Raw genomic sequence first — 25,461 nt, 5'->3', positions numbered from 1 at the left:
GCCGTTAAGGGCGAATGGCGGTGGTGACCTCTCCTACATCGATCAGAATGGCCGGATTGATCAGATTGGCGCTGCCTTTGGCGGCGGCGATGCTGTCCGCAGGAGCGGCCCTGGCCCAAGCTCCGGAACTGCCCGATAAGGTGCCCGTCCCGGAGCTCAATCAGTCGCAATCAGCGCAAGAAGCCGCGCCTGCCGACGTGCCGATCCCCGAGCCGCGCCCTGCGGATGCGCCAAAGCCAGATCAACCCGCGACCGACAAAATGGACCAGCAGAAGTCGGACCAGCATCAGCAAGCCCGGCCGCAGCCGCCGGCAGTCGCTCCGACGCCGACCGAAAACCCCGCCGAGGCAAAACCACCGGCCCCCGCGCCAAAACCACCGGATAAGCCGGCGCAGGCGCCGGAGAGAAAAATTCCTCCCGACCCGCGCTCGGCCGCTGTGCCGCAGGAGAAAATGCCGGACGAGGAACTGGCCTGCCGCCGGCGGCTGAAGTCGATGGGCGTCGACTTCGAGGAACGCAAAGCCGAGCACGATGCGGCGGTCGGCTGCTCTGTCCCCTATCCGATCGCACTGAAGACGCTGGGCAAGTCATTGGATATCAACCCCGAATCCGAGTTGAATTGCCAGATGGCCGAGGCCGCCGCGCGCTTCGCCGCCGATATCGTCCAGCCGGCGGCCAAGGCCGAGCTCGGCGCCGAACTCAAGTCGGTCGGCCAGGCATCCGCCTTCGTCTGCCGCCACCGCAATGGCGGCGGGAAATTGTCGGAGCACGCCTTCGGCAACGCGCTCGACATCGCCAGCTTCACGCTTTCGGACGGCAGGAGGATCGACATCCGCCCGGCGCCACCGGAAAAGGAGGCGAAATTCCTGAACGCAATACGCAAGGCAGCCTGCGGACCGTTCAAGACCGTGCTTGGCCCGGGCAGCGATGCCGATCATTCGCTGCATCTCCATCTCGATCTTGCACCGCGCCGCAACGGCGGCACCTTCTGCCAGTGATATGGTTGCGGACCGACGCGCCGCAATTTGGCCGCAGCCGTAAACGCAGCCGCTGATTTTTCCTTTACTGTTGGCGGGTAAGCTCCGTTTCATCTGATCATGACCCCGAAAAGTGGGATCCGGTTTTCGGAGAAAGATCATGATCAAACGATGACATGGAGCCTGATCGGCTCGGGGACCGGGAACCTGCCAATGGCCGGGATATTTCGCGCCGCGTCTGTCGCCGTGCGGCAAGTGAGACGCGCGCGCGTGATTGCCGGCGGGCTTGCCATCGCAGCGATCTCGGCCTGCACCACCGGCAGCGTGCTCTCGCTGGAACCGGCCGTCGATGTCGGCAGCCAGACATCAGCTGTCCCAGAGTACGCTGGAATGCAGCGCCTCGTCCCATCCAACCCTTACATGACCGCCGCCTATCCACGCATGGACGAGCCGATGGCGCCGACCGAACAGATGCCGGCCAGCGAGGTCGAGTGCCGCAAGGATTTGAAGCGCCTGGGCGTCGTCTACAGCGACCTTGCGCCGATCCGCGAAGGCCAGTGCGGCATCGACTATCCGGTCAAGATCTCGGCCATCGGCCGCATCGGGATGAAGCCGGCCGCGACGCTGACCTGCGACATGGCCGCCACCTTCGCCGGCTGGGCCAGGAATGAACTGGTCCCGTCCGCCCGCTGGCGTTATTTCTCCGGCGTCAGGACCATTCGCCAGGGCTCGAGCTATTCCTGCCGCAGGATCGCCGGCGAAGGCACGCTGTCGGAGCACAGCAAGGGCAACGCGCTCGACGTCATGAGCATCGAGCTTAGCAATGGCAAGGAGATCGACGTGCGCAAGCCCGGCCTGTTCGCCTTCCGCACCCGCGGCTTCCTCAACACTGTGCGCGCCGACGGCTGCCAGTATTTCACCACCGTGCTCGGTCCCGGCTACAATTACGACCACCGCAACCATTTCCATTTCGACATCAAGAACCGCAAGAACGGCTACCGCGCCTGCCGCTGAGCCCGAGCGCGTGCCCACTGCCCAAGGTGTGCGCCGCCGCGTAGAATGACGTCACATAAGGTGATGTCATATCACCACTGTGGTGTCGCATGAGCCGACGAAGCCTTCGACGACGCGCAACGATCTGGCTGGTGGTGTTCTGTGCCGGCTATCTCGTGCTCGCCTATTTCGCCGCGCCGGAATTCTGGACCCTGCGCGACCGCAACTTCCGCACGCAGCGCTTCGAAATGGTGACGCACACGCCGCAAGGCATCGCGGGCGATCCGATCAATGTCGGCCTCGTCGGCACCAAAAAAGAGCTGGTCCACGCCTTCGCCGTCGCCGGATGGGACACCGCCGACGCTCTCACGCTGGAGACGGCGATCGAGATCGGCGAAAGCGTGCTGTTCGATCGGCCCTATCCCGACGCGCCGGTCAGCCGGCTGTTGTTCGAAGGCCGTGCACAGGATCTGGCCTTCGAGAAGCCGGTCGGCGACAGTGCCGACCGGCGCCATCACGTCCGCTTCTGGCAGACCGATGCGAGTGGAGACGATGGCCGGCCGCTCTGGCTGGGTGCGGCAAGCTACGATCGCGGCGTCGGGCTCAGCCACGACACCGGCCAGATCACCCACCATATCGGTCCCGACATCGACGCCGAGCGCGACTTCCTGATCCGCGACCTGTCTGCCGCTGGCATGCTGATCTCGACCAGCGAGATATCCGGCATCGGTGCGACAAAGACCGGGCGCAATGGCGGCGGCGATCCCTATTTCACCGATGGCAAGGCGGTGGTTGGCCTGCTGCGGCAGCTGCCGTAGGCACAAGACGAAGAGACGGTCCTGTCGGACTGTCTCCTCGAAGACGTCGTCATGCACGCCATCTGGCCGGTGACGCGCAGCCTGACGCCAAAAGTCCGTGTCGTCGTCGACGCCCTGATCGAGCATTTTTCGTCGCCGCCATGGGATGCCGCATGAGATGGTGCGCCCGCCGGCATGAAAAATGACGGCCGTCTATTTTCGAAGACCGCGCCGCAATGCTATTGACCGCGCATGCTTTACGCTGAAATCGCTATCGTGGTCGTCCTCATCTGCGTGAACGGCCTTTTGGCAATGTCCGAGCTTGCCATCGTCTCGTCACGGCCGGCCCGCCTCAAGGCGATGATCGACCGCAACGTCACGGGCGCCGGACGCGCCCTGGCGCTCGGCTCCAATCCAGGCAAATTCCTGTCGTCGGTGCAGATCGGCATTACCCTGGTCGGTGTTTTATCAGGCGCCTTTTCCGGCGCCACGCTCGGCGAGCGGCTGTCCGTGTTCCTGGCATCGACCGGCGTCCGCGAAAGCCTTGCCGACCCGATCGGCGTCGGCATCGTCGTCGCCCTCATCACCTACTTCTCGCTGATCATCGGCGAACTGGTGCCCAAGCAGATCGCGCTGCGCGATCCCGAACGCGTCGCCTCCAGGGTTGCTCCGGCGATGACCATCCTCGCCACCGTTTCGGCACCGCTGGTGTTCCTGCTCGACATCTCCGGCCGCGCCATGCTGTGGCTGCTCGGCCAGCGCGGTGAAAGCGAGGAGAAGGTCACCGACGAGGAGATCAAGATGCTGGTCGCCGAGGCCGAGCATCACGGCACCATCGAATCGGACGAGCGGCGCATGATCGCCGGCGTCATGCGGCTCGGCGACCGCGCCGTCCGCGCGGTGATGACGCCGCGCACCGAGGTCGACTGGATCAACCTGCAGTCCGACGACGCGGCGACCCGCAAACTCCTGATGGAGACCCAGCATTCGCGCCTGCCGGCCGGCGATGGCAGCGTCGACGCCATGATCGGCGTCGTCCAGACCCGCGACGTGCTGGCCGCGATGCTCGGCGGTCGCGCGCTCGACCCGCGCCGGCATGTGCGCACCGCTCCCATCGTCCATGACCAGGCCGACGCGCTGGATGTCCTTTCGACACTCAAGGAATCCAACGTGCCGATGGCGCTGGTCCATGACGAATACGGCCATTTCGAAGGCATCGTCACCCCGGCCGACATACTGGAAGCCATCACCGGCGTCTTCCGGGCGGACCTCGACGCCGGCGACGAAGAAAACGCCGTCAAGCGTGACGACGGCTCATGGTTGCTCGCCGGCTACATGCAGGCCGACGAGATGGCCGACGTTCTCGGCATCGACCTGCCCGAGAACCGCGACTACGAGACTGTCGCCGGTTACGTGCTGGCGCATCTGCACCATCTGCCGACGACCGGCGAATGCGTCGATGCGCAGGGCTGGCGCTTCGAGGTCGTCGACCTCGACGGCCGCCGCATCGACAAGCTCATCGCCACCCGCCTGCCCGGCGGCCATCGCGAAATCGTGCGGTAGCAGTCAACGCGATGGGTAGGCAAGCCGGTCCTGGATCGCGGAAGGACATGGTGGATTCTGATCGGATCGACAAACTGATCGCAGCGGTGCCGCCCGCCTTGGCGCTTCGCGCCGGGCTGGACCTTGGCATCTTCACCCGGCTCGGTAGCAGCGCGGTGACTGCCGACAGCCTTGGAGCCGAGCTCAAAGTCGAGCCCGATCGTCTGTCGCGGCTCCTCTACGCGCTCGCCAGCATCGGTCTCCTCGAAGTCGAGGATGGTCGATTTCGCAACGGCGCCGAAGCGGCGGCCTTCCTCGACGCGTCCAAGCCGACCTATCGCGGCGGCGATCATGCGCTCCTGCGCGAGCTCTGGGGAGCCGACCTGCTGACCGCAGAGTCGCTGCGACAGAACCGGCCGGCTGCGCTGCACGACTTTTCCGAAGCCGGGCCCGAGGCAGCGGCGGCCTTCAGCCGCATGCTCGCACCGGGCGGGGTAATTTTCGGCCGCCATCTGGCCCGGGAGATGGACCTCTCGGCGATCGGCTCGGTCATCGACATCGGCGGCGGCCCCGGGACCATTCTCGTCGGACTTCGCGAGCGGCGGCCGCAGATTGCGGCGACGCTGATGGAACTCCCAACGGTCGCAGCAGTCGCGAAAGATATCCTGTCAGAATACGGTGCCGACGACGTGGTTGTCGAAGAGGGTGACATAACTGTCGCGCCGTCGATCGGTCGGCACGATCTGGCGATCCTGAAGGCCGTCGTCCAGGTCCTGCCGCCCGACCAGGCGCGCAGTTCGATCCTGAACGCGGCGCGTTGCCTCACACCCGGCGGCGAGATCGCAATTGCGGGGTGGGGTGTCGTCGATGACGACCGCCTCGGCCCGCCTGAGGGTGTGTTTCTGAATCTCACCTTCCTGAACCTCTATCGCCACGGCGAATCGTACACTGAAGGTCAGTATCGCGCGTGGATGACCGAGGCTGGATTCCGGGATATCTCCAGGTCGCGCCTGCCGGACGGCTCCGGCTTGTTTCGTGCGCGCCTCACGGGCTGATCGTGGCTGAATGGCCAATCGCAATCTGCGTTCGCTCAATAAAGTCGGTCATCAGCGCGGCTGCCGCCTCGGCGTGGGTTTCGAGCAGGAAGTGGCCGCCGTCGAAGATGTGCGCTTCCATACGTGGAAGGTCTTGCATCCACGACAGTGTTTCGGCGATGTCGAAGAACGGGTCGTGGCGGCCCCACAGCATGAGCGCCGGCGGCTGCCGCGTTTCGATATAGTCGGCGATGACACTGAAGCGAGCGGCATGGTTGGCGTAGTTGGCGAGGAGTGCGCGTTGTGTTTCCATACCGCCAGGCTGATTCATCACCCTCCAGTCCTCGATCCAGGGTTCGCCTTTGATCCGGGCAGCGACATCCTCCGGCAAGCCGCCCAAATATTGCTCGCGGGTGCCTTCCAAGGTCAAAAACGCGGTAGCCTTCCTTTCGTTCTCTTCCGTCGGGTTTGACCAGAATTCGAACGTGGCTTGCCATTGCGGTCCGAACCCTGTGCGGTGTGCGTTGGCGCTCTGAATGATGAGGCCTGAGACGAGGTCGGGGGATTGCATGGCGACCTGGAGACCTGCAGCCGCGCCCCAATCGTGCAGGTAGATGAAGCGCCGATCGATCGCGAGATGAGTTAAGAGCTCCTGGATTGCGCCGCTGAACGTTTCGAACGACGGCGCGGGCAACGGCGCCGATTGGCCGTAGCCAGGCAAGTCGGGGGCGATGACGAAGGCGACCCGCGAAAGGCCGGGAATGATGCCCTGGAAAGTACGCGACGAGCTCGGGAATCCGTGCAGGAGCAGCAGCGCGGGATTGGACGCATCACCCGCGGTGATGAAGCAAAGCTCGGTCCCGCCGGACAGGCGCAGCCGCTGTTGCGTGGGGGATGTCATGCCTGCACTCCTCGCACTGGTCCGGGATGGGCTAGGCGCCGGTGTATCTTCTGTGTTCGCTTGATGAATTCGATCGTCAGGCAGAGTGCTGGTTCGGCGTGCGTCTCAAGCAGGAAGTGCCCGCCGTCGAAAACATGCGCTTCCATCCGCGGCAGATCCTGCATCCAGGACAGCGTTTCGGCGATATCGAAATAGGGGTCGTGACGGCCCCACAGCATGAGCGCCGGCGGTTGCCATTGCTTCAAATAGGCGGCGATCGTATCGAAACGCGCGGCATGGCTTTTGTAGTCGCCGATGAGCGCGCGGTGGGTCTCCATGCGGCCGGGAAGATTCATCACCCTCCAGTCCTCGGCCCAGGGGTCGCCCCTGATCGTGGCGGCGACGTCTTCCGGCAGGCCGCCCAAATATTGCTCGCGTGTGAATTCGAAGGTCAGGTCGGGGGTCGCGGCCGCTTCGTTCTCTTTCGTCGGTTCTGACCAGAATTTCAACACGGCGTCCCAAACGGGACCGAAGCCGGTTCGATGCGCGTTTGCGTTCTGGATGATGAGACCCGAAACCAGCTCGGGCGCTTGCGTGGCGATCTGCAGACCCACGGCGGCGCCCCAGTCATGAATGTGGATGAAGCGGCGCCCGATCGCGAGGTGGGTCAGCAATTCGGAAATCGCCTCGCTGATCGCGGCGAAGGATGGTGTCGGCGGGACGTCGGACTGGCCATGGCCCGGGAGGTCGGGCGCGATCACATAGGCTGCGCCCGCCAGTCCGGGAATCACATCGCGGAATGCACGTGCGGAGCTGGGAAACCCATGCAGGAGGAGCAAAGCGGGGTTGGATGGATCGCCCGCAGTGACGTAGGCAAGCTCGGTTCCACCGGAGAGACGCATTTGGCGCGGGGCAGGCAGTCTCATGTCAGGATTCCCTTTTTGCCGTCCGGAATAGAGTTAAGTCCAAACGAGTGGCGCGAGTTCCGCACGTCGCCGACAGCGTTGGTCGGCGAGACGCGGGGGTATTGCGGCCGAAAACGTTCCCTGCAAGTGGCTGGAAGCCCGTAATCCGTTTCGGCCGTCGCTACTCGGCCGAGGATCAGCGGCCGGCTGGTGTTGCGACAACGCGCTCTATCGCCGTCGCCAGGAAGGTCGTGCCCCGCCGGTGCTCGCTGCTGTCCTGGCGCGTCAACAGGCCGTTTGCGATTCCCTCATACATGCCGAGCAGCGCGTCTACCACCTCGCCCGGCACGCCTTCCTCGGCAAGCAGCGCGGCACGTTCCTCCGGCGCAACAAGCACAGGCGTTACCGGCCGGCCGAGAACGTCCGCGAAGGCCGATGCCACGTCGCCGGCGCTCCAGTCTTCCGGTCCGCCCAACTCCACGACCCGCTTTCCGGTCCATTCCTCGCACAGCACGGTCGCTGCTGCGCGCCCGACATCGATCGTGCTCACCATCGGGATTTTCTGCGAGGGCTCGATAAAGGTCGGCAGTATGCTTTGCGACAGGACCGGTTGCGCCACCTCGCTCCAGGTTTCGACAAAATACCCCGACCGCAGGAAGGCGGTGGCCGGCGCCACGCCGCCGAGCAGCGCCTCGAACCGGTTGAGGGTGGCGATGACGCCGGTGCCGGAGGCATGCTGCGCTCCGATGGACGACAGGACGACGGCCTTTGGCAGACCTGCACGCCGTGCTGCATCGGCAAGCGCGGCGCCGATTTCTTCCGTGCGCTGATAGGGATCACCGCTCACCGGCGGCGGGTTGAGCAGGAACGCGGCCCGCGCGCCGGTCAGCGCAGCGGCCATGGCGCCGGCATCCTCCATGCTTGCGACGGCCACCTCGGCGCCGAGGGCCGTCCATTTTTCGCCCTGTTCCTTGCGACGCAGGACGACGCGCACGGCTTCGCCGCCTGCGATCAGGGCGCGCGAGACCTCGCCGCCGGCCCGTCCGTTTGCTCCAAGCACGACATACATCACTTCTTCTCCTCATCTCACTTGACGGGGAGAACGATAGGCGCAGGCTTTCCATGCGTCCAATGCATGGTGTATATAGTCACCATGCGCGAAGTGGATTTACGCCGGATCGACCTGAACCTGCTGGTGGCGCTCGAAGCGCTGCTGGACGAGAAGAACGTCACCCGTGCCGCAAGCCGGCTCGGCATGAGCCAGCCCGCCGCGAGCCGAGCGCTCGGCCGATTGCGCGCGCTGTTTTCGGATGCGCTGCTGGCCGATGGACCGGGCGGCTACGTCCTCAGCGCCCGTGCGGAAGAGGTGCGCCCGGTGCTGCGCGGCATCTTGGCGGGTGTGCGAGAGATGGTCGAGGCCAACGCGTTCGATCCCGCCACCGCCACCGGCCGGATCCGGCTGCTGATGCCCGATCTCCAGGCCGCCGTGCTGGCGCCGCATCTGCTCGCCCGCCTTGGACGCGAGGCGCCGTCCCTCGATCTCGATATCGTCGCGCTGGGCACGGACGCAGTCGAAGCGCTGGAGCAGGGTATCGCCGATGCGATGGTGGCGCTGGTCGACGAAGCCCCGGCCGGCATCCGTCGGCGCGGCCTCTATGACGAGACGCTCGTGACGCTGATGCGCGCGGAGCACCCGGCGCTCGCCCGAAAGCTGACGCTCGAGCGTTTCCTGGCGCTTGAGCATATCGTGGTGAGCGTCACCGGCGTCGGGCCTGCGCCTGTCGACGAGGTGCTTGCCCGCATCGGGCGAACGCGGCGGGTGAAGCTGCGCGTGCCGAACTTCTTCGCGGCGCTCGAGATCGCCGCTCGCTCCGACCTCATCATGACCCTGCCTTCGAGCCTGGCGCGAGCGGCCGCCAACATGAAGCGCTTCGTATCGTTGCCGCCGCCCCTCGATCTTGGCAGCTTCACGATGAGCCTTGTCTGGCACGCGCGCCAGCAGGACGCGCCCAGGCACATATGGTTGAGACGTGCCATTGTCGCGGCGGCGGCGGATATGTCATCGGCGATCGACGTTGGAATCTGAGGCCGATGCGGCTCACAACGCCTCGAGCCGACCCGCATTCGATTGCAGCTGACATGACGGCCATTGGAGGGTCAGCAATCACACCAATGGCAGGAAGATGTCGGTGATGGCCTCGTGCTCGGCAACCATCGGAACAATACTCACCCGCTGACAGTAGAGGGGAAAGTCCCGAAGTTCCTCACCGCTTGCCGGCAACCAGTTGCGATACAGGAATTCGCTCGCCGGCTCGACATTTTCTGCTCCGATTGCGCGAAGCACGGCACATCGTCCGGCCGGAAGAACACCGGCTTACACGCCCTGGTCGTTCAGCTCGATTTTCCGATCGGTCGCTGCACAGATTATGTCGGAATCCGAATGAAACACATTGTAGGTCGCACTGGACGCGGCGCTCAAACCGACAGCCCTTCGCCAGGCGATGAATTTCTGGATAGTCTCGGCGACCAGGGTCGGATTGCCTCGGTGCTGCAGGACGGCGACGGGTGTTTCCGGCACGTCGATGATGTTGACGTCAGCCAATGAATACGCCGTTTTCATGAGCTTGCTCCTCGCGTTGGTCAATGGCCACAGGCTGGCAAACCACACCTCCCAGTCGGGCGTGTCCCGAAATGCGGAAGGCAATTGCCCAAAGCTTTTCCGAAACGCGCGGGCGAAGGCGTCGGGCGCATCGTAACCGACGTCCAGCGCGGTTTCGGTCGCGCTCGCCTCGTCCTTGAAGGCAAGCACCTGTCCCGCCCGTTTCATGCGAACGAGTTGGACGTAGCGATGCACTGATATGCCGAAATATCCTCTGAATTGGCGGTGGAAATGGTACTTGGACAAGGCCGCAACGGCACTAAGCGTGTCCAGGCCAAGATCATCCTCAAGATGCCGGTCGATGTAGCTCAACACCCGTTTCATGCGCGCGTGGTAGGGATCTTGCCGCGTCGTCATCATGCTCTCCTGTGTGAGAGCAATCTGCCAGCTTGCGAGACAGCGCGCTCGACTGTTCTTGCTGAACACCCTGTTCACTTCGATGCGAAGCCGTTGGCGGTGGAGCACTGCTAACCGGGTTCAGACCGGCAGGCGGAACTGTTTGCGCAAGCTCTTGTCAAACATCTCTGCGGGGGCAAAGCGGCGCAGAATGCTGACCTGGCGCGCGGCCTTGCCGGCGGTATAGCGACGCCGCGGGCGGACATCGGTCGCCGCCTTGACCACCACATCCGCCACCACTTCCGGCGGATCGGCTTTCGGCATCACATCGCCCAGCAGCGCCTTGAGCCCGGCGCGCGCCCGATCGTATTCCTGCAACACCGAATCCGGCTCGATCCCGTTCTGGTCGAAGACGGTACGCACGAATGCCGGCTCGATGACCGAGACGCGAATATCGAAAGCACGAACCTCGTGATCGAGCGATTCCGAATAGCCCTCAAGCGCGTGCTTGACCGCAGAGTAATGAGCTGAGTATGGCGCCGGCACCAATCCCAGAATCGAGCCGATATTGATGATGCGCCCTTCGCCGCGCTGCCGCATTGACGGCAGCACCGCATTGATCATGCGGATGACGCCGAACAGATTGACGTCGAACAGCGCCTGCACCTGTGCGACCGAGGATTCCTCGGCACCGCCAAGCAAACCGACGCCGGCATTGTTGACCAGGAGGTCGATCCGCCCGGTCTCCGCCAGCACAGTCGAAACGAGGGCGCTGACAGAAGCGTCATCGGTGACGTCGCAAACCAGCATGGTCACCCCGTCCGGGCCGTTGCCGACAGGGCGGCGACTTGTCCCGAAGACGGTGAATCCTGCCCGCGCAAGCGCCTCGGCGCTGGCGTGGCCGATGCCCGAGGAGGCTCCGGTCACAACAGCGGTTTTTTCGGAATTCGCATTCATTTCGTGCTCCAAATCGTCAGGGCCAGACTTCTCTCGCCGGTTGAATTATGATCATAATAACATATTACGACCATAATGCAACACCAGAAGGGAAAGGCAGTCACGTGCTACGAAAAGGGCTGAAAGAACGCGTCACGCGGCCGGATCATGGGAGTTGCTGACCCATCCTGCGTCAGGACGAAGTGAGGGTGAACGATCAACGCTTGTCCGCCGGCTGGCCGCTGAGCGTCGAAGGGATGCGGGCGATGACCTTGATCTCGAAATCGAAGCCGGCAAGCCAATTGACGCCCACTGCCGTCCAGTTCGGATAGGGAGGTCCGCCGATCTCTTCCGCCCGGACGGCCAGCACCGTTTCGATCTGTTGGTCCGGGTTGGTGTGGAAGGTGGTGACGTCGACAACGTCGTCGAAGCTGCACCCGGCGGCGGCCAGGACCGCGCGCAGATTGGCAAAAGCCCGCCGAACCTGATCCTCGAATGCGGGCTCGGGCGAGCCGTCCTCACGGCTGCCGACCTGCCCCGAGACGAAGAGAAGATCGCCGGAGCGAATGGCCGCGGAATATCGATGAATATCGTATAACGCGTGGCGTTTGGCCGGATAGATGGCGTCACGTGCAGGCATTTCGTGTTCCTTTCTGTCTTGAAAACGGCAGCGCGCCGGAGGCGCCGAGTTGATACAGGCAGGAGATAGGGCAATCGCATTACGCGCATAAGCCGTTGAAATCGGCATGAGGTGATGCAAAATTACCATCAATGCCCCGCCTGTCCCTCAACGATCTCACCGCCTTCGTGGCCGTTGCCACGCACCGCAGCTTCCGCCGCGCAGCGGATGAGATCGGCACGGCACCTTCCACATTGAGCCACGCCATGCGTGCGCTCGAGGAGCGCATGGGCGTGCGCCTTCTCAACCGCACCACACGCAGCGTCTCGCCGACGGAAGCCGGTTTCCAGTTACTCGGCCGCCTTCAGCCGGCGCTCGCCTCGCTGGACGAGGCGCTCGACAGCGTCGCCGGGTTCAGGGGCAATGTCGCGGGCACCGTCCGCATCAACGCACCGCGACTGGTGGCCGGGCTTCTCGTTCGCGGGGTTCTTCAGCAGATGGCGGAGCGCCATCCGGACGTGATCGTGGACATCGTCGTCGAGGGGCGGCTCATCGATATCGTGTCCAGCGGCTTCGATGCCGGCGTGCGCCTCCTCGGATCGGTCCCCAAGGACATGATCGCCGTGCCGCTTGCACGCGCGTTGAGGTTCATCTGTGTCGCGTCGCCCACCTACCTCGATCGCTTCGGCGACCCGAAAACCCCCGAGGAATTGCAACGCCACCATTGCATCGGCCACCGCATGCCCAGCGGCAAGCTTTACCGATGGGAGTTCGAACGCGCCGGCCAGGAACTCGTGATCGAGGCAAACGGCCCCGTCGTCCTCGACGACGAAGAACTGATGGTCGAAGCCGCAATTGAGGATCTGGGAGTCGCCTACGTGGCCGATTGGGCCGCCGAAGCGGCCTTGTCCGACGACCGGCTGCGCAAGGTCCTGACCGCATGGATGCCCGCTGCGGAAGAAGTTGCGGTTTACTACCCCGGACATCGAGCCGTACCGCCCGCACTGCGGGCCTTTCTCGATGTCGTCAAAGACCTGCGGAAGAAAGAACCTTAGCGACGAGCAGCCGCGCCATGACCGGTCGTTGGGCCGGGGGAGTGCTCAGTTCGTTGCTATTGCGCCAACGCATCAGTGTTCTGCCTCAGTGCGGACGAATCCCGCATTGGTCCGATGACCAGTTCGATCGGTCAGGCTGAAGCAGGCGATGACGCAAGTGAGGCCGAGGGCGCACCGGCAGCTTGTAGTTTGATATGTAGGTGAGCAGACATATAGCTCGGCGCAGGGATCCCCCATCTTTTGCTATCGGATAGCCGACATTCGCGACAACCTGCGCTGATGTTCCGTTGCGGACTTCCCATATCGCACGAAAGAGCCGGACTTGATTGGAACTCTATCGTCGAGCAGATCAGCCACACGACGTAGTCTGCCAAACACCGACATTGCGCCGTCGCCTCGGTATGGGAACGCGCGAGCCGAGAAAATTCGGTAGTCGCGCAGCCGCCATCATGCAGACCTATTAGATTTAGGACCTAGAGGATCGATCCGTAGCATATTCTGCCCACCAAGAGATAACGGGATGGATAAAGAGTACGCAAAGGTTCGAGGCAAAGGAATGCATATGGACCATCCGCTTAGATAAATGAATCGGCCCGGTCTTGGACGTGCAACGATGGGCTACCAGCCGGCCGAGAATGATTTGTTGAGCGAGGTGCTGCGCGACCTGCGCCTTGCCCATGCGAGATATGGCCGCAGCGAGTTAACGGCGCCCTGGGGCATCGCCGTGCCGTTCAGGGAGGGCGTACGATTTCATGCGATGCTCGAGGGTCAGTGCTGGATACAAGCCAAGAGCTTGCCACCGCTGCTGCTGGAATGCGGCGATGTGCTTCTTCTTCCCCACGGAACAGAGCACACCATGTCCGACCGGCCCAAAGGGAGAGCCTTGCCACTGGACGATATCAAACCGGCGTTGATCGGGAATGGAACCTACGAATTGAAGTCCGGCGGCGGCGGTCCGCGATCGCTGATCGCATGCTGTACGATCGGCTTTGAGGGGCCGACGGCAAATCCGCTCCTGGAACTGCTGCCTCCGGTGATGCATATCCGCTATGCAGAGCACAGCGATACTGACCTGCCAAACCTCCTTGCTATGATGGCGCGGGAGGCTGATGGGCAAAGAATCGGATCGGCAACGGTAATGGCGCGCCTTGCTGATATTGTCATGACGCAAGTAATCAGATCCTGGGTCGAAACGTGTTCCGACAATCTGACTGGTTGGCTGGCGGCCGTGCGGGATCCGCAAATCGGGTCTGCGCTTGCAAGAATCCATCGCTCCCCCGGCGAAGACTGGCCAGTCGATCGCCTGGCGGCATTGTCTGGGCTGTCGCGATCGAGGTTTTTGCAGCGATTCAAGGGTCTGTTGTCGGTATCTCCCGCCCGCTATCTCCTGCAATGGAGGCTTAGGCTGGCCGAATCCTGGTTGCGGAACGGATATATGTCGCTGTCACAGGTCGCGTCTGAGTTGGGATATGAGTCCGATGCATCCTTCAGCAGGGCATTCAAACGCTTCATAGGCGTCTCGCCAGGCGCGGTCCGAGATTCCGGGCGCGGGTGAGCATACAGAGACGGGATCGGTCCTGCATATCGCCTGATGCGATCCACGGCTAATGTAATCAGTGCGACAAACGGTCAGACATTCAAGCGTTTCTGCCATAGCGGCGCCGCGCCAGGATCTGCAAATTCTCAAATGCCGTAACCACTTCGACCGATTCGCGAGCCAAAGCAGCGACTGCATCGTGGTGGATTATCGAAGGAGCAATAGCCGGGATTTCGCATGCGCCATGAACGCATGACGTGTGAATGCAGAATACCTCCTAGGCCGCTACCAGAAGGAGACTCATATGGCGTTGGTGTTGCCTGATCTTCCCCCACCAGCCACTGGCGAACACACGCCCTATTGCATTATCGCCAAGCATCGCGCCGCTCCTGGTCAAGGCGAAGCGCTCGTTACCCGGATGCTTGAGGATCTCGAAGCGACGAGATCAGAAACGGGCTGTCTACAATTCCACATCCATCGTGATCGATCCGACCCCGATCTCATCGTCATCTACGAAGTCTGGCGCAGTGTCGATGCAGTCAAGAGCCACTTCAGCGAAGCCTATGTCCAGAGGTTCGTCGTAGATGGTGGTGAGCTCGAACCGGGCGACATGGAGACGCAGTGGCTTGAGATGCTGAGCCCATATGCCAGCGGCAGAGATCCGCGATGACCGGTGACGAGCAGTCTCTTCTGAATCAGCGAGTCGTGATCGTTGGCGGGACAAGCGGCATGGGCATGGGGGCGGCTCTTGCGGCCTCGCGCGCAGGCGCCGAGGTCATCGCGCTCGGGCGGCGGCCACCGGCGAAATTGACTGCAGAACAAAGCGCCCACGGTTCAATCACCTTGCAGTCGCTGGATATGACCGACGATGCGGCGGTCGAGCAAGTATTCGAAACGCTGGGGGCGCTCGACCACCTTCTCATCACCGCAACTCCACCAAGTCCTGGAGGAACCTTCCTCTCCCAAACGCTGGCCGACGCGCAGGCCGTTCTGTATGGCAAGCTCCTGGGCAGTTGGTCTTGCGCGCGGCACGCGGCGCCCAAGATGCGGAAAGGCGGTTCGATCACATTCACTACTGGCGGCTTGGTGACCAAGCCTCGCATGGGCGCTTCGATGATGATGGTCGCGTTCGCTGGTCTGGAGGCGCTGACACGAGCCCTTGCGCTCGAACTCGGTCCGATCCGCGTCAACACAATCCGTCCAGGCGTCATAGACAGCGAAATGTGGGCCGGCATGCCGCAAACCAAGCGGGAGGCGTTTTTCGCGCTGGTGCGCGAGAGCTTCCCAGCAGGTCGCGTTGGAAAAGTCGACGATATCGGCAAGGCCGCACTTTTCCTGATGACTAATGATTTCGTGACCGGCGCTATTCTAGAAGTTTCAGGAGGTGAAACGCTGGTCAGCATCGAATGATCTAACAGATAGAGCCTCAAGGGTTAAGAGATCAGTATCCATCCGGTTCACGCGGAAAGTTCACAACGGTGACCCTCAACCAAGCGCGTTACAGCAATTTCCAATAAACAATGGACCGCAGATGAAAAGAATCATTGAGACACTACACGTTGCCCTAATTGTCGTTGCGTTCGCCCTCCCCGTTCCTTCCGGCGCATTGGCTCAAGATGGCTCGGCCGCGGCCGCGCCCCCGACGCAGTCCGGGTTACCCAAATGGCTTAGTCGCGGATTGCCGGGTCAGGCGCATGAGGTTCTGGCGCCACTAGTTGGCACCTGGCGGGTCCAGTTGAGCTTCTACGGCACGCTCGGCCGCAGCCCCGATCAGCCGCCGCTCGTGACGGACGACCTCATTAGCCGTCGGCAGTGGTTGGCAGGCGGCCGTTACATCGAAGACACGATGGAGGGGACGCTGGATGGAGCGCCAATCTGGCGCAAAGGCTGGCTCGGCTACAGTATCATGGACGACCGATACGAGTGGATTACGATCGATCCTGTCAACACAACCATGATGTACTACGAAGGCACCCCTGGATCCGGAAATCAAAGGCCCATCAGCATGTCCGGGGCCTTCACCGACCAGGGTGTGGCTGGCGAAGACACGGTCGGCAAGTCGATCGGCATGCGCACAGTAATCAAAATCGAGAACAACGATCGCCATGTCTTTGAGCTCTATTTCACGCGTCCCGGACAGCAAGAGACGTTGGCCACACGCGGCCTCTATACTCGGCTGAAAGAGTGAGCGTCCGCTCGAGGACGGCCCGGCGTCTCATTAGCTCGCTCGGTGCTTGGCAATGGCGCAACCGCGACCTCCAGCGCTGTCTACTTTCAAGCCGCAAAGCTGATCTTTACGGCCGACATGAGGCGCAAAAGCAGCCATGCCGCCGTCGCGTGTGAGACTCTGCTTCGGGTCACAAGCAGAACAGCAGCCCCCTACGGCTCGTCCCTCTCATCGCGCAAATTAGACACAACGCGGCGGTTCTGCGACCTGCAGGCGGTGTCGGGGCAGTCGCGGACGAGCCTGTCCTTGCCGTAGCCCTTGGCCCACATGCGGTTGCGGTCTATGCCGCCGGCGGCGAGGTAGTCCATCACCGCATCGGCGCGCTGCTGCGACAGCGCCGTTTCACTTGCGCCGGGATCGTCGGCGAAACCCTGCAGCTTGAGCAGCCAGCGCGGATGCTTTGCTAACCAGGCGATCTGGGTGTCGAGGGTGGCCTTGGCGACAGAATCGAGCGCGGCCGAACCTTGCGTGAAATAGGTGCGGCGGCCGACATTGAGGATAAAATCCTCCTCGCTGCCCGGCTGCACGTTCTGGAAGCCGGCAACCTCGGTGTTGGTGATGTCGGGCGTGGAAGGGGCCAGCGTGTTGCTGGTCGAGCAGGATGCGGCCAGCACCAGCAGGCCGGCGGCGAGCAGCCGGCGCGTGTTCTCAATCATGCGGTTCATGAGGCGCCAATCATTCGACAGTGGTGGAAGCGGGCGCCTGGTCGGCGATGTGCGGCAGGACCTGCACCGCGGTGCCGATCGGGCAGCGCTGGTAGAGGTCGATGATGTCTTCCGGGAACATGCGGATGCAGCCGCTGGAAGCGTCGGTGCCGATGCTCCATGGCTCCAGCGTGCCATGCAGGCGGTAGCCGGTGTCGGCGCCGTTGCGGTGCAGATAGAGCGCGCGCGGCCCGAGCGGATTGTTGGACGCGCCGCCTGCGACCATGTGCGGTAGGTCCGGCTTGCGCTTACGCATTTCGGGGGGCGGGACCCATTGCGGCCACAGCGCGCGGCGGTCGATCGTCGCGCGGCCGTACCATTTGAAGCCGTCCTTGCCGACGCCGACGCCGTAGCGGATGGCGGTCTTGTTTTCCATGATGACGTAGAGGAAGTGGTGGCGGGTATCGACCACGACGGTGCCGACCGGCTCGCTGCTGAAATACTTGACGATCTGGCGATGCCATCTCTTGTCGATCTTGGCGAAGTTGGTCTTGCGATAGACAAAATTGTTGTCGCTGGCGGTACCGGCGAAAAAGGATTTTGCCGCCGCGGCTTGAGCAATATTGCTGGTTGCACCCACCGCGACCAGCGCCAGGCCGCCGAGCACGACACCCCTGCGTGATAGAACCATCGGCAATATCCCCCCCATGCCAAAAGCTTGGCGGACCATAGTTGAGAATTACTTCGCCTCAAAGTGGAAAATGCTGCGTTGCTTCAGTCCGCCGTGTCCGGACATTCGGCAATTTGGCGGCGAGTGACCGAATTGTGACAATCTTGCCGAGGACGAACGTCTAACCTAAACCCCATCCAGGACCTTAACCAAATTGGCGCGACTGTTTGGGACCGAGCGTAGTTGCGACATTGCCCTATCCGGACGTGTGAGCAATGCCCACCAGCAGATTCAAAATCTTGCGGAAGCCGTGCGCCTCATAGATGCCGATCCAAACCAGGGCGTTGCTACTGCCGCGGCCGCGCTGGGGCTGTCCTATTCTTCGCTCTATCGACTGTCCCGGAACCTCGTGGGCCTTTCACCAAAACGATACGCGGGCGTCATGCGCTATTATCGACTAGTTGGGGCTCTGCTGCCCGACGCGCCCGCCGGCGGACTGGCGCAATTGGCCGCCATGCAAGGCTATTTCGATCAAGCCCATGCGAGCCGCGATTTCCGGCGTTATACAGGCATCGGGCAAGCCGAATTCCGGCGCCATTTAAACGGAATTGCCAAGTTGATGAACACTCTTTGAACATCTGCACAATCGCGGAGGCGCATGCAGCCTGTGTCGACGGCTCTGTCGCTCAGGATGCGCCAGCGGCGGCATGCTCACCACAGGAGATATAAAATGGCCGACACGACAACACCCCACACCGCGCTTCTCGCGGCCCTCACGACAGAGCATTTCGTGCAGCAATCGGCGATCAGCGCAACTATCAGCGAAATGGCGTCGCGAACGACCATCTACATCATGTCTCTATCGAGCGCTCTAGTGGCGACGGGCTTTGTCGCGCAGTCGCCTGAATTCCTTCAGCCGTTTCTCCTAGCCGTGCTGCCATCGCTCTTTTTGCTGGGTAGCTTCACCGTCTTAAGGTTGATCGATATAGCCGCCGAGAACATGCAGGCCCATATCGGCATCGCCCGGATCAGGGCCTACTACCGAACGCTGGGGGAGGATGCTGCTTTTCAGTTTTCCAAAGAGTTCGGCCGTTGGCCAGAAAACGACGCCGAACCGTCGCTGCGTGCCGGGCCGCTCCTGGCGCATCTGACCACAGCCGCGACGATGATCGCTTTCGTAAATGCCATTGTCGCGGCGGCGGGCGTGACCCTTCTAGCACTATATGTCGGATCAGCGTTGGCGCCTGCACTGTGCCTTGGTGCCGGCACAACAACCGGCTTGATGATACTATTCTATTGGTACCAACGCCTTCGAACGAAAGGCATGGTCCGTCTCGCCAAAGCTTATGGCCCTGAAAAGAGCGTTCTTTGAGCGGGAGGTCAATGCAGTCGGGGTGATACAGCGCATCCGGGCTTTGTCGCCTATCGCAGGCCACTTCAACTGGCCGGCAACATAATGACCGCTTTGAAAGCCGGGCCCATCTATTGGCGAAGCGATGTGGTTGGTAGAGCCGACGGATAGTCGCCGGCTCTACATCACGTCTTTTGGCAAGAACGCCTAGCCCGAATTCATGTCGGGACGAACGCGTAACCCGTAACTCCTCGCGCCAGCTTTCGCTTGGCGAGCGCCCAGGCAGTGGTTTTCCAACAGCGCGACCGCGGTGAAAAACGAGACTTGGCCGATGGCAACAGCGAGCGTGGCGAGCGCTTTGTCGTCGTAGAGGCTGGAAGCTCGGGCGTACAGCGCATCCGAAACGCGTTCGTTGCCGGCATCCGGGACGAAAATGGCCTCGACAAGGGCCAGTGCAACCCGTTCGCTGAAGCAGGTCGCCGCCTTCCACTGCGCTACTGCGGCGATGCGTTCGTCCGTATCCTGCGTTTTTCGCAGGTTGGACTTGTGCAACGCCGTGAGATACTCGCTGCCCACAATCTGACGTGCCGGAAGTTGGACCAGGCTTGGGAGGAATGGTTCCGGTTGCGGTGGCTTTCGCTTGACCGGGGCGGTACTCGGGCGCGGGCGGAGCCTTAGAAATGACTCGCCACCAGCTGCAAGCCCCACAAAGGTCTCGCGCGGGATCAAGGCCCGTCGAGATCAGTCGAGTGTAGAAAGGTCTCAATCGGTCCATGCGGAGGGCAGCATACAGGACAATCCATCTGCCCTTGCGCCGGGTGTGGCAAACAAGGCGTCAGCCAAGCTAGACACTTACTGGGCCCCGCTATCTATGCGGCATTGGCTTTCGAGGTGGCAGGGGAGGAAGGGCAGGCTTCGCAGTGGACGGTGTGTTGCAGCAGGCTACCACCAGCACCGCGCCCCAAGAAGTCTCTTTTGCATCATTTCCCACCGCAGCCCCGCGGCACTACGCGGCTAAGCCAACTCTTTCATGACCTTGACAGGAGGTTACGGCTGGTTTGTGAAGGCTGAGCGCAGAACGTCGACTGTCCGCAATCCCACGCGGATTGAATAGGCAGCTCTCAGGGTCAGGTTGCGGGCACATAGGCGCAAAGCCAAAGGGGCCGGGCAGTGGGAGCTGACAGCTTCTGGACAAGGTGGCGCTCACACGCCCGCACCGAGTCTCCGATCGGCGGCAGAACCCCGCAATACGACAGCATGTAAGTTGCGTACCGTAGGCCGCGCGCGACCCTCGGACGACCTTTGGTTAGCAACCTCAAGAAGGGCTACTCATGAGCGACATCACCTTAATCGGACTTGGACCCATGGGGTCTGCGCTTGGCTCCGCACTCCTTTCCCAGGGCCATGCCCTAACTGTTTGGAATCGGACTGCAAGTAAGGCCGATGCCCTGGTGGAGGCGGGAGCGCTTCGCGCAGAGACCCTCGCCAGCGCGGTTGGTGCCAGTCCGCGGATCCTGGTGTGCGTTTCTGGATATGAGGCCGCGCCTGACAGAAGACGCCATAAGAGAAGGTCACGGAGCCGACAACCTCGCCAGGCTTATCGAAGTCATAAGAAAAAGGGACTGAGAAAGCGGATGTGGAGTGTTCCGGGAACGCAGCGCCCCTTTCGAGGCGAACGAGTGGGCGGACACCTCCCAATCACGGAGGAGCGGCGATCTGAGCGGACCGGCAGCTTTTGTGCACTGGCGAGAGATTGCTCAACGGCCGGAGTTAGGCGCAAAGCTGTCATTCGTGGCCGACCGCTTTGATCTTCGGACTTGTCGATTGGTTGCACTGGCGCTTCCGTCGGACGAAGATTGACGGCGGGATGATGTCATCCGAGTCCTGCAGGGCGAGCTAACCAGCGGACCGGGCCCACGGTGTAGATAGCGAAACTACGCACTCGTCTGCATCGAGTTCAGTAGGCGTCGCTCTTCTTCGGCAATATAATCGCGGATGATTGGGACATCGTCACGGCGAGCCGAGATCAGTATCTGGAAGACAAAATTTGAACCGTTTAGGAAGCCGAGTTCGGCCGACGCCAGATAGAAATCCCACATACGGCAGAAGCGTTCGCCCATCATGGCGACTGCCTCCTCGCGCCTGGCCTCATAACCGAGACGCCAATCGTGGATCGTCCAGTAATAGTGCAGCCGCAAATTTTCGCAGTCGGCGCACCAGATCCCCGTGCGCTCCAACGAGGCAAACACCTCTGACAAAGCCGGCACATACCCACCTGGAAAGATATACTTGCGGATGAACGGCGCCGTCGTACCAGGCGGTGACATGCGTCCGATCGCATGAACCAATGCGAAGCCGCCCTCCTTCAACAATCTACTGATGATTGTGAAATAGCTGTCGAAATGAACGACGCCCACGTGCTCCATCATTCCGATCGAGACAACACGGTCGAACTGTCCGCTGACCTCGCGATAGTCGACCTCGCGAAAATCGATCTGATGAGCGACCCCGGCCTCGATCGCTCGAAGCCGGGACGCCGCCAATTGCTCCGTCGAAACGTTGATCGCCGTGACCTTCACGTCGCAATACTTGGCGAGATAGATGGCGAGAGTGCCCCAGCCTGAGCCGATTTCCATCACATGCATGCCCGGCTCTAGCTTGAGCTTCGCGGCAATGTGGCGATGCTTGTCCATCTGCGCTTGCAGCAGATTGTTGTCCGGTGCCGTATAATAGGCGCACGAATAGGTCATTGTCTCGTCGAGCCATAGCTCATAAAATTTCGTCGGGATGTCGTAGTGATGCTGAACGTTTTTTGCGGCGAGACCGAGCTTGTTGTTCTGCTGGCGTCGGCGCAACGCACGCCAGACTTTCCGCAACGCCTTCTGAACGGGGTGGGCTGCCAACCCAGTGCGGTTGACAGAAAAAAGTGACAAGAGGTCAAATGCTTTGCCACCGTTCTCGATCACCAAGCGGCCATCCATGTAGGCTTCGGCCGCCTTCAGTTCCGGATTGAAGAAGATCTCGCGTTCGACCGCTTTGTCGGTTAGGCGGATCGTCACGTCGGGCCCATCCTGTCCACTGCCGAAGGCTTGCCTGAAACCGTCCTCGAATATGACAGTCAGGCGCCCGTTTTTTACAAAACGGGAGAGCAGATTTGGCAGCAGACGCATTGTGGCTCGTTTCTCGTCACTTGCCCCGTAAGTATGACTGCCCGGTGTCGGTACATCAATACCGATCTGGGGCGGAGAGGGATCGGACTTCAGAAGTCTCCTCCCAATGCCGAAGTAGCGACCCATCCGGGGCCGCCTGCCCCGCGATCGGAAATGTCTGCCCTGGCGCAATAAGATGTCCAAGGTGGTCGCCGGCAGCGTCTGCTATCCGGCAATCGCAAAGATCGCCTCAAGGGCGGACATGCGGCGCAAAGCAGCCATGCCGCCGTCGCGTGTGAGACTCTGCTTCGGGTCGGAGAACGAACCCGCTACGCGGGAGGGCGCCTGCGGTTGAGGTAGAGATCAGGGACCGGTCGTCGCGCCCGCATTGAGCGTCATTCGGCGGCGGCAGAGCATGACGGGCTTCTGCAACAAGGAGCCTGACCATGACCCATCCCGCTCTCGATGCACACCCATCAGCCCTTTGCGCCAGCGGTTGATCGGCGACATGAACATGTGGCGTTTCTCACGGGAGACGCAGCGCAACTATCTCCGACCCATTCGGATTTGCGTAGCGGCGCGAGCCAGGCGGCGAAGGTGTCAGCCTAGTGCAAGGCCGGCCAGGTCACGGTAGAAGGCCAGATCGCCTGATCGATGCTTGGAGGCTTTCCAACGCGGGCCGATGTCTGCGTTGCGCGCCCGCATCGAAAAACCTTCACCGAGTCGGTCATCTGATGGAGGCGCCAGAGCCTCCAAAGGCGGACGATCGACAGCTTTTTGAGGTGAGCGTAACGAGATTCGTCAACGGGCGGATCCCCAAAAACGGCACCGACCAGAGAACAGTGGCTTTATCATTTTTTTGAGTCCTGCGCGGTAAGGTTCCGCGCATGTGGTTGAAGACTTACTTGATCATCACCGGCATCGGCGCGTTCGCGGCGCTGACAATGCCATGGCTGGTCATAATCGGCAGTTTCCTGATTATCCCGGGGCTCATCCTCGCGTCGATGCCAACGGCCTTCATGTATGGCGTCGCCTTCGCGTTGTTCCGCTTGCTGCTCGGGCTTTTCCTTTCAGGCGTTCCTCTGAACGTCATGTCGGGCGCCGCGACGCTGGCACTGTTCTGGACCATCCCCCAGCCAGGCCTCACCTGGGCGAGGGACATGCTGGTCAGCCTGAAGGAGCCGGACATTCAGTCGAGCGCACCGATAGCGCTCAACGGCGACATTCTCCTCGCCCGCCCGTTCGAGGGCCGTTGCGACGCATTGTGCGCGGCCTTGCTCAAGACCCCGGGCGTCACTTCAGTCCGCGTCCAGACCCTTCGCGGTCATTCCAATACCTATCGCATCGTGCCGGACTCGACGCCCGGCAAACGAAGCACCGTCATCGGGCATGGCCTGCTGGAAGAGCGGCGCTACGATGCCTCCGATCCGCTCGCCCCTCAGCGCGCGCTGGAAGCCGAATGGAACCTGATGATGTCAGAGGGCAAGGCGCTGCTGCAAAGCGACGACGCCCCCGAACCCGACCTCACTATCGCGATCGAGGACGGCCCCGCCGTGCCCGATGCCAAGCCCCGATCGGGACGGGTGGATTGGTCGCTCGAACCCTCCGCACCCCACCGCAAGGCGCTCACCATCACCGACGCCGGTGAACAGGTGCTGCTGCGGCAGTCGATCCTGTCGATCTTTGCCCCGGCGGCGCCGTTGCTGATCGGGACCTCGGGCGGGATCGAGAACTTCCGGTTCGGCTGGGCGCGTCGGCGGCTCGGTGACGGAAGGATGTACGCCGAGGTTCCGGTCAACCGGCTGCTACTCGACCACACCAGCGTTTCGCGCGGCGTGAATATGGAAGCGGCGAAAACGAGAACGCGCGAGGAACTTGCCAGAGCGCTCGACGATCCGCGTAAGCCGGTGAGGAATCCCGCGTTCGCGCTCGCCAATCAGTGGATGGACTCGTTCCGCGCGAACGACCAGCCGCTCGGCGAGAGCGACCGGCGTCTACTGGTTCGCATCTTGGAGGACCCGCGGGTGCGATCCTCAGACGGGCTGTGGGCGATCATCAAACAGGTCGATGGCGACTCCGCCGATCTGCGGCGGCTCGCCGCCCGCCGCTACCTCGCGGCCACCGACAAGAAGGAGGCGCGCCACTGGGTCAATGCCCTGGCCGGCCTTCCCTTAGGTGCATACGCCGATCCGCTGCCGGAAGAGCGCGCGATTCTCGCCGATCCGGCGGTCAGCCGCTTTGCCACCGGCCTGATCAAGCGCCAGGGCGACCGCGGCGTCGATGCCGTCCCCGACCTGTTGCGGCTGCTGCGCGAGTACTCCGTCTACGATCCGGGCAAGTATGGCTTCAGCGATCTGACCGCGGCTACCGATGCCGTGCGAAGCGGCTTTCGCCGTATTGGCCCTGCGGCCTCTGTCGCGCGGCCTGAGATCGAGCAACTCCTGGCTTCGCCGGGTTTGGAGTACCGCTACAAGACGCTCGGCCAGGAAGAATGGGACACGCTGCTGGTCGTCCTCGGAAGGCCTGTCGAAACGCTTGCCAAGCCGGAAAACCGAAGTGGAACCGAGGCGAGGTACCGTGAGCGCGTCGCTCAACGGGCCGCCAAGCCTTACGATCCGCGCCGGGATTGATCGCCGAAACGGGACGAGAACCTCGCCAATTTATTGCATGCGGATTCCGCTATTTCGGCCTAATCGTTCAAGCGATTCATCGTGCTTCGAAACATCCTGCTTTTTGGAAGAGTGTGCCGCGCTCAGAGGCAGAATCTCAGCGCAGAGTAACGTCAATGGTTTGATTCAGCCCTTGTCCGCGATGGCGGGATCGTTGGTTACTGGCGCAACCATGATCTCCAGCGTGGTCGTTGGCTATGTCTGCTTTCAGGAAACGGCAAAACTGATCTCAACGACCTGAATGAGGCGCAGGGCCGACCGACACAAGGTGTAGGGTCTTGTCGGAGGCTTGTGAGAACGCTGATCGGTGGTCTCGAACGCTTTCTGAGGTGCTAACTGCAACGATTGCGGGTAGCATGCGCCGCGGTGATAGGTTCGGCAGCCGCTTGCGACGAGGGGGCTCACATATGTCCGACTTGCTATTGAAGCAACTCGCCTCGATCGGGTGTCGCGGACCTGTGATCACGCCCGGCAGCGCGGA

General features: G+C 62.1%; 24 protein-coding genes and 1 pseudogene. 15 read left to right on the top strand and 10 right to left on the bottom strand.

The features are described from left to right. Positions 1-14: 14 nt before the first annotated feature. The 5 genes from AC0L2K_RS30285 to AC0L2K_RS30265 all read left to right on the top strand — a co-directional run bounded on the left by AC0L2K_RS30285 (position 15) and on the right by AC0L2K_RS30265 (position 5,364). Positions 15-998: an extensin-like domain-containing protein gene (locus AC0L2K_RS30285; protein ID WP_473533129.1), complete on the top strand. Its 984-nt coding sequence runs from the start codon at positions 15-17 to the stop codon at positions 996-998. A gap of 192 nt (positions 999-1,190) precedes the next feature. Continuing rightward, a complete protein-coding gene (locus AC0L2K_RS30280) occupies positions 1,191-1,991 on the top strand; it encodes an extensin-like domain-containing protein (RefSeq protein WP_473533128.1) in 801 nt (266 codons plus the stop codon). 89 nt (positions 1,992-2,080) lie between these two features. Beyond that, positions 2,081-2,788: an LssY C-terminal domain-containing protein gene (locus tag AC0L2K_RS30275; protein ID WP_473533127.1), complete on the top strand. Its 708-nt coding sequence runs from the start codon at positions 2,081-2,083 to the stop codon at positions 2,786-2,788. Positions 2,789-3,019: 231 nt separating this feature from the next. Further along, entirely contained in the window at positions 3,020-4,330 is a 1,311-nt protein-coding gene (locus tag AC0L2K_RS30270; RefSeq protein ID WP_287316561.1) for a hemolysin family protein, read from the top strand. A gap of 98 nt (positions 4,331-4,428) precedes the next feature. After that, the gene (locus AC0L2K_RS30265; RefSeq protein ID WP_473533126.1) at positions 4,429-5,364 is read left to right on the top strand and encodes a methyltransferase; all 936 of its coding nucleotides are present in this window, start codon (positions 4,429-4,431) and stop codon (positions 5,362-5,364) included. On the opposite strand, the gene AC0L2K_RS30260 is transcribed toward AC0L2K_RS30265, so the two are convergent. From AC0L2K_RS30260 to AC0L2K_RS30250, 3 genes are all read right to left on the bottom strand, one after another. Then, positions 5,354-6,244, bottom strand: coding sequence for an alpha/beta fold hydrolase (locus AC0L2K_RS30260; RefSeq protein WP_473533125.1), 891 nt, complete (start codon positions 6,242-6,244; stop codon positions 5,354-5,356). The genes AC0L2K_RS30265 and AC0L2K_RS30260 overlap by 11 nt on opposite strands. Next, complete coding sequence (locus tag AC0L2K_RS30255; protein ID WP_473533124.1) at positions 6,241-7,149, bottom strand: alpha/beta fold hydrolase; 909 nt, start codon at positions 7,147-7,149, stop codon at positions 6,241-6,243. Before AC0L2K_RS30255 ends, AC0L2K_RS30260 begins: the two co-directional genes overlap by 4 nt. Before the next feature lie 175 nt (positions 7,150-7,324). Next, entirely contained in the window at positions 7,325-8,197 is an 873-nt protein-coding gene (locus AC0L2K_RS30250) for an NmrA family NAD(P)-binding protein (protein WP_473533123.1), read from the bottom strand. An 84-nt stretch (positions 8,198-8,281) separates the two neighbouring features. Here AC0L2K_RS30250 and AC0L2K_RS30245 point away from each other — a divergent pair, with 84 nt between their 5' ends. Then, positions 8,282-9,214: a LysR family transcriptional regulator gene (locus tag AC0L2K_RS30245; protein ID WP_473533153.1), complete on the top strand. Its 933-nt coding sequence runs from the start codon at positions 8,282-8,284 to the stop codon at positions 9,212-9,214. 78 nt (positions 9,215-9,292) lie between these two features. Here AC0L2K_RS30245 and AC0L2K_RS30240 read toward each other — a convergent pair. The 3 genes and pseudogenes from AC0L2K_RS30240 to AC0L2K_RS30230 all read right to left on the bottom strand — a co-directional run bounded on the left by AC0L2K_RS30240 (position 9,293) and on the right by AC0L2K_RS30230 (position 11,699). Next, a pseudogene (locus AC0L2K_RS30240) lies at positions 9,293-10,144 on the bottom strand (AraC family transcriptional regulator). 120 nt (positions 10,145-10,264) lie between these two features. Beyond that, entirely contained in the window at positions 10,265-11,080 is an 816-nt protein-coding gene (locus tag AC0L2K_RS30235; RefSeq protein WP_473533122.1) for an oxidoreductase, read from the bottom strand. A gap of 196 nt (positions 11,081-11,276) precedes the next feature. Continuing rightward, positions 11,277-11,699 (bottom strand): RidA family protein, encoded by a 423-nt coding sequence (locus AC0L2K_RS30230; protein ID WP_473533152.1) that lies wholly within the window; start codon positions 11,697-11,699, stop codon positions 11,277-11,279. Between the two features lie 131 nt (positions 11,700-11,830). Between AC0L2K_RS30230 and AC0L2K_RS30225 the strand changes: the two genes are divergently transcribed. From AC0L2K_RS30225 to AC0L2K_RS30205, 5 genes are all read left to right on the top strand, one after another. Continuing rightward, a complete protein-coding gene (locus AC0L2K_RS30225) occupies positions 11,831-12,733 on the top strand; it encodes a LysR family transcriptional regulator (RefSeq protein WP_473533121.1) in 903 nt (300 codons plus the stop codon). 613 nt (positions 12,734-13,346) lie between these two features. Beyond that, the gene (locus AC0L2K_RS30220) at positions 13,347-14,288 is read left to right on the top strand and encodes a cupin domain-containing protein (RefSeq protein ID WP_473533120.1); all 942 of its coding nucleotides are present in this window, start codon (positions 13,347-13,349) and stop codon (positions 14,286-14,288) included. Positions 14,289-14,574: 286 nt separating this feature from the next. After that, entirely contained in the window at positions 14,575-14,940 is a 366-nt protein-coding gene (locus AC0L2K_RS30215) for a putative quinol monooxygenase (protein WP_023799825.1), read from the top strand. Then, entirely contained in the window at positions 14,937-15,680 is a 744-nt protein-coding gene (locus tag AC0L2K_RS30210; protein WP_473533119.1) for an SDR family oxidoreductase, read from the top strand. The genes AC0L2K_RS30215 and AC0L2K_RS30210 overlap by 4 nt, the downstream gene beginning before the upstream one ends. 121 nt (positions 15,681-15,801) lie before the next feature. After that, positions 15,802-16,458, top strand: a complete 657-nt coding sequence (locus AC0L2K_RS30205) for a DUF1579 family protein (protein ID WP_473533118.1) — start codon at positions 15,802-15,804, stop codon at positions 16,456-16,458. 191 nt (positions 16,459-16,649) lie between these two features. Here AC0L2K_RS30205 and AC0L2K_RS30200 read toward each other — a convergent pair whose 3' ends face one another. Both AC0L2K_RS30200 and AC0L2K_RS30195 read right to left on the bottom strand, forming a co-directional pair. Continuing rightward, complete coding sequence (locus tag AC0L2K_RS30200) at positions 16,650-17,162, bottom strand: OmpA family protein (protein ID WP_027155108.1); 513 nt, start codon at positions 17,160-17,162, stop codon at positions 16,650-16,652. A gap of 10 nt (positions 17,163-17,172) precedes the next feature. Then, positions 17,173-17,832: a L,D-transpeptidase gene (locus tag AC0L2K_RS30195; RefSeq protein WP_077380658.1), complete on the bottom strand. Its 660-nt coding sequence runs from the start codon at positions 17,830-17,832 to the stop codon at positions 17,173-17,175. Positions 17,833-18,079: 247 nt separating this feature from the next. Between AC0L2K_RS30195 and AC0L2K_RS30190 the strand changes: the two genes are divergently transcribed. Next, positions 18,080-18,445, top strand: a complete 366-nt coding sequence (locus AC0L2K_RS30190; RefSeq protein ID WP_473533117.1) for a helix-turn-helix domain-containing protein — start codon at positions 18,080-18,082, stop codon at positions 18,443-18,445. Between the two features lie 96 nt (positions 18,446-18,541). Beyond that, positions 18,542-19,183, top strand: coding sequence for a hypothetical protein (locus AC0L2K_RS30185; protein WP_167366605.1), 642 nt, complete (start codon positions 18,542-18,544; stop codon positions 19,181-19,183). A 186-nt stretch (positions 19,184-19,369) separates the two neighbouring features. On the opposite strand, the gene AC0L2K_RS30180 is transcribed toward AC0L2K_RS30185, so the two are convergent. After that, the gene (locus AC0L2K_RS30180; protein WP_473533151.1) at positions 19,370-19,870 is read right to left on the bottom strand and encodes a carboxymuconolactone decarboxylase family protein; all 501 of its coding nucleotides are present in this window, start codon (positions 19,868-19,870) and stop codon (positions 19,370-19,372) included. 623 nt (positions 19,871-20,493) lie between these two features. On the opposite strand from AC0L2K_RS30180, the gene AC0L2K_RS30175 reads away from it, so the two are divergent. Further along, on the top strand, positions 20,494-20,970 hold the full coding sequence (locus AC0L2K_RS30175; RefSeq protein ID WP_473533116.1) for an NAD(P)-binding domain-containing protein: 477 nt from the start codon (positions 20,494-20,496) through the stop codon (positions 20,968-20,970). A 126-nt stretch (positions 20,971-21,096) separates the two neighbouring features. Here AC0L2K_RS30175 and AC0L2K_RS30170 read toward each other — a convergent pair whose 3' ends face one another. After that, a complete protein-coding gene (locus tag AC0L2K_RS30170) occupies positions 21,097-22,332 on the bottom strand; it encodes a class I SAM-dependent methyltransferase (protein ID WP_473533150.1) in 1,236 nt (411 codons plus the stop codon). Between the two features lie 884 nt (positions 22,333-23,216). Here AC0L2K_RS30170 and AC0L2K_RS30165 point away from each other — a divergent pair. Further along, the gene (locus AC0L2K_RS30165) at positions 23,217-24,941 is read left to right on the top strand and encodes a hypothetical protein (RefSeq protein WP_473533115.1); all 1,725 of its coding nucleotides are present in this window, start codon (positions 23,217-23,219) and stop codon (positions 24,939-24,941) included. The last annotated feature ends 520 nt before the right edge of the window (positions 24,942-25,461 follow it).

Source organism: Mesorhizobium sp. WSM4817, from assembly GCF_055811135.1.
Note: the sequence above shows the minus strand (reverse complement) of the source record. Positions and strands in the feature narration are given on the sequence as shown.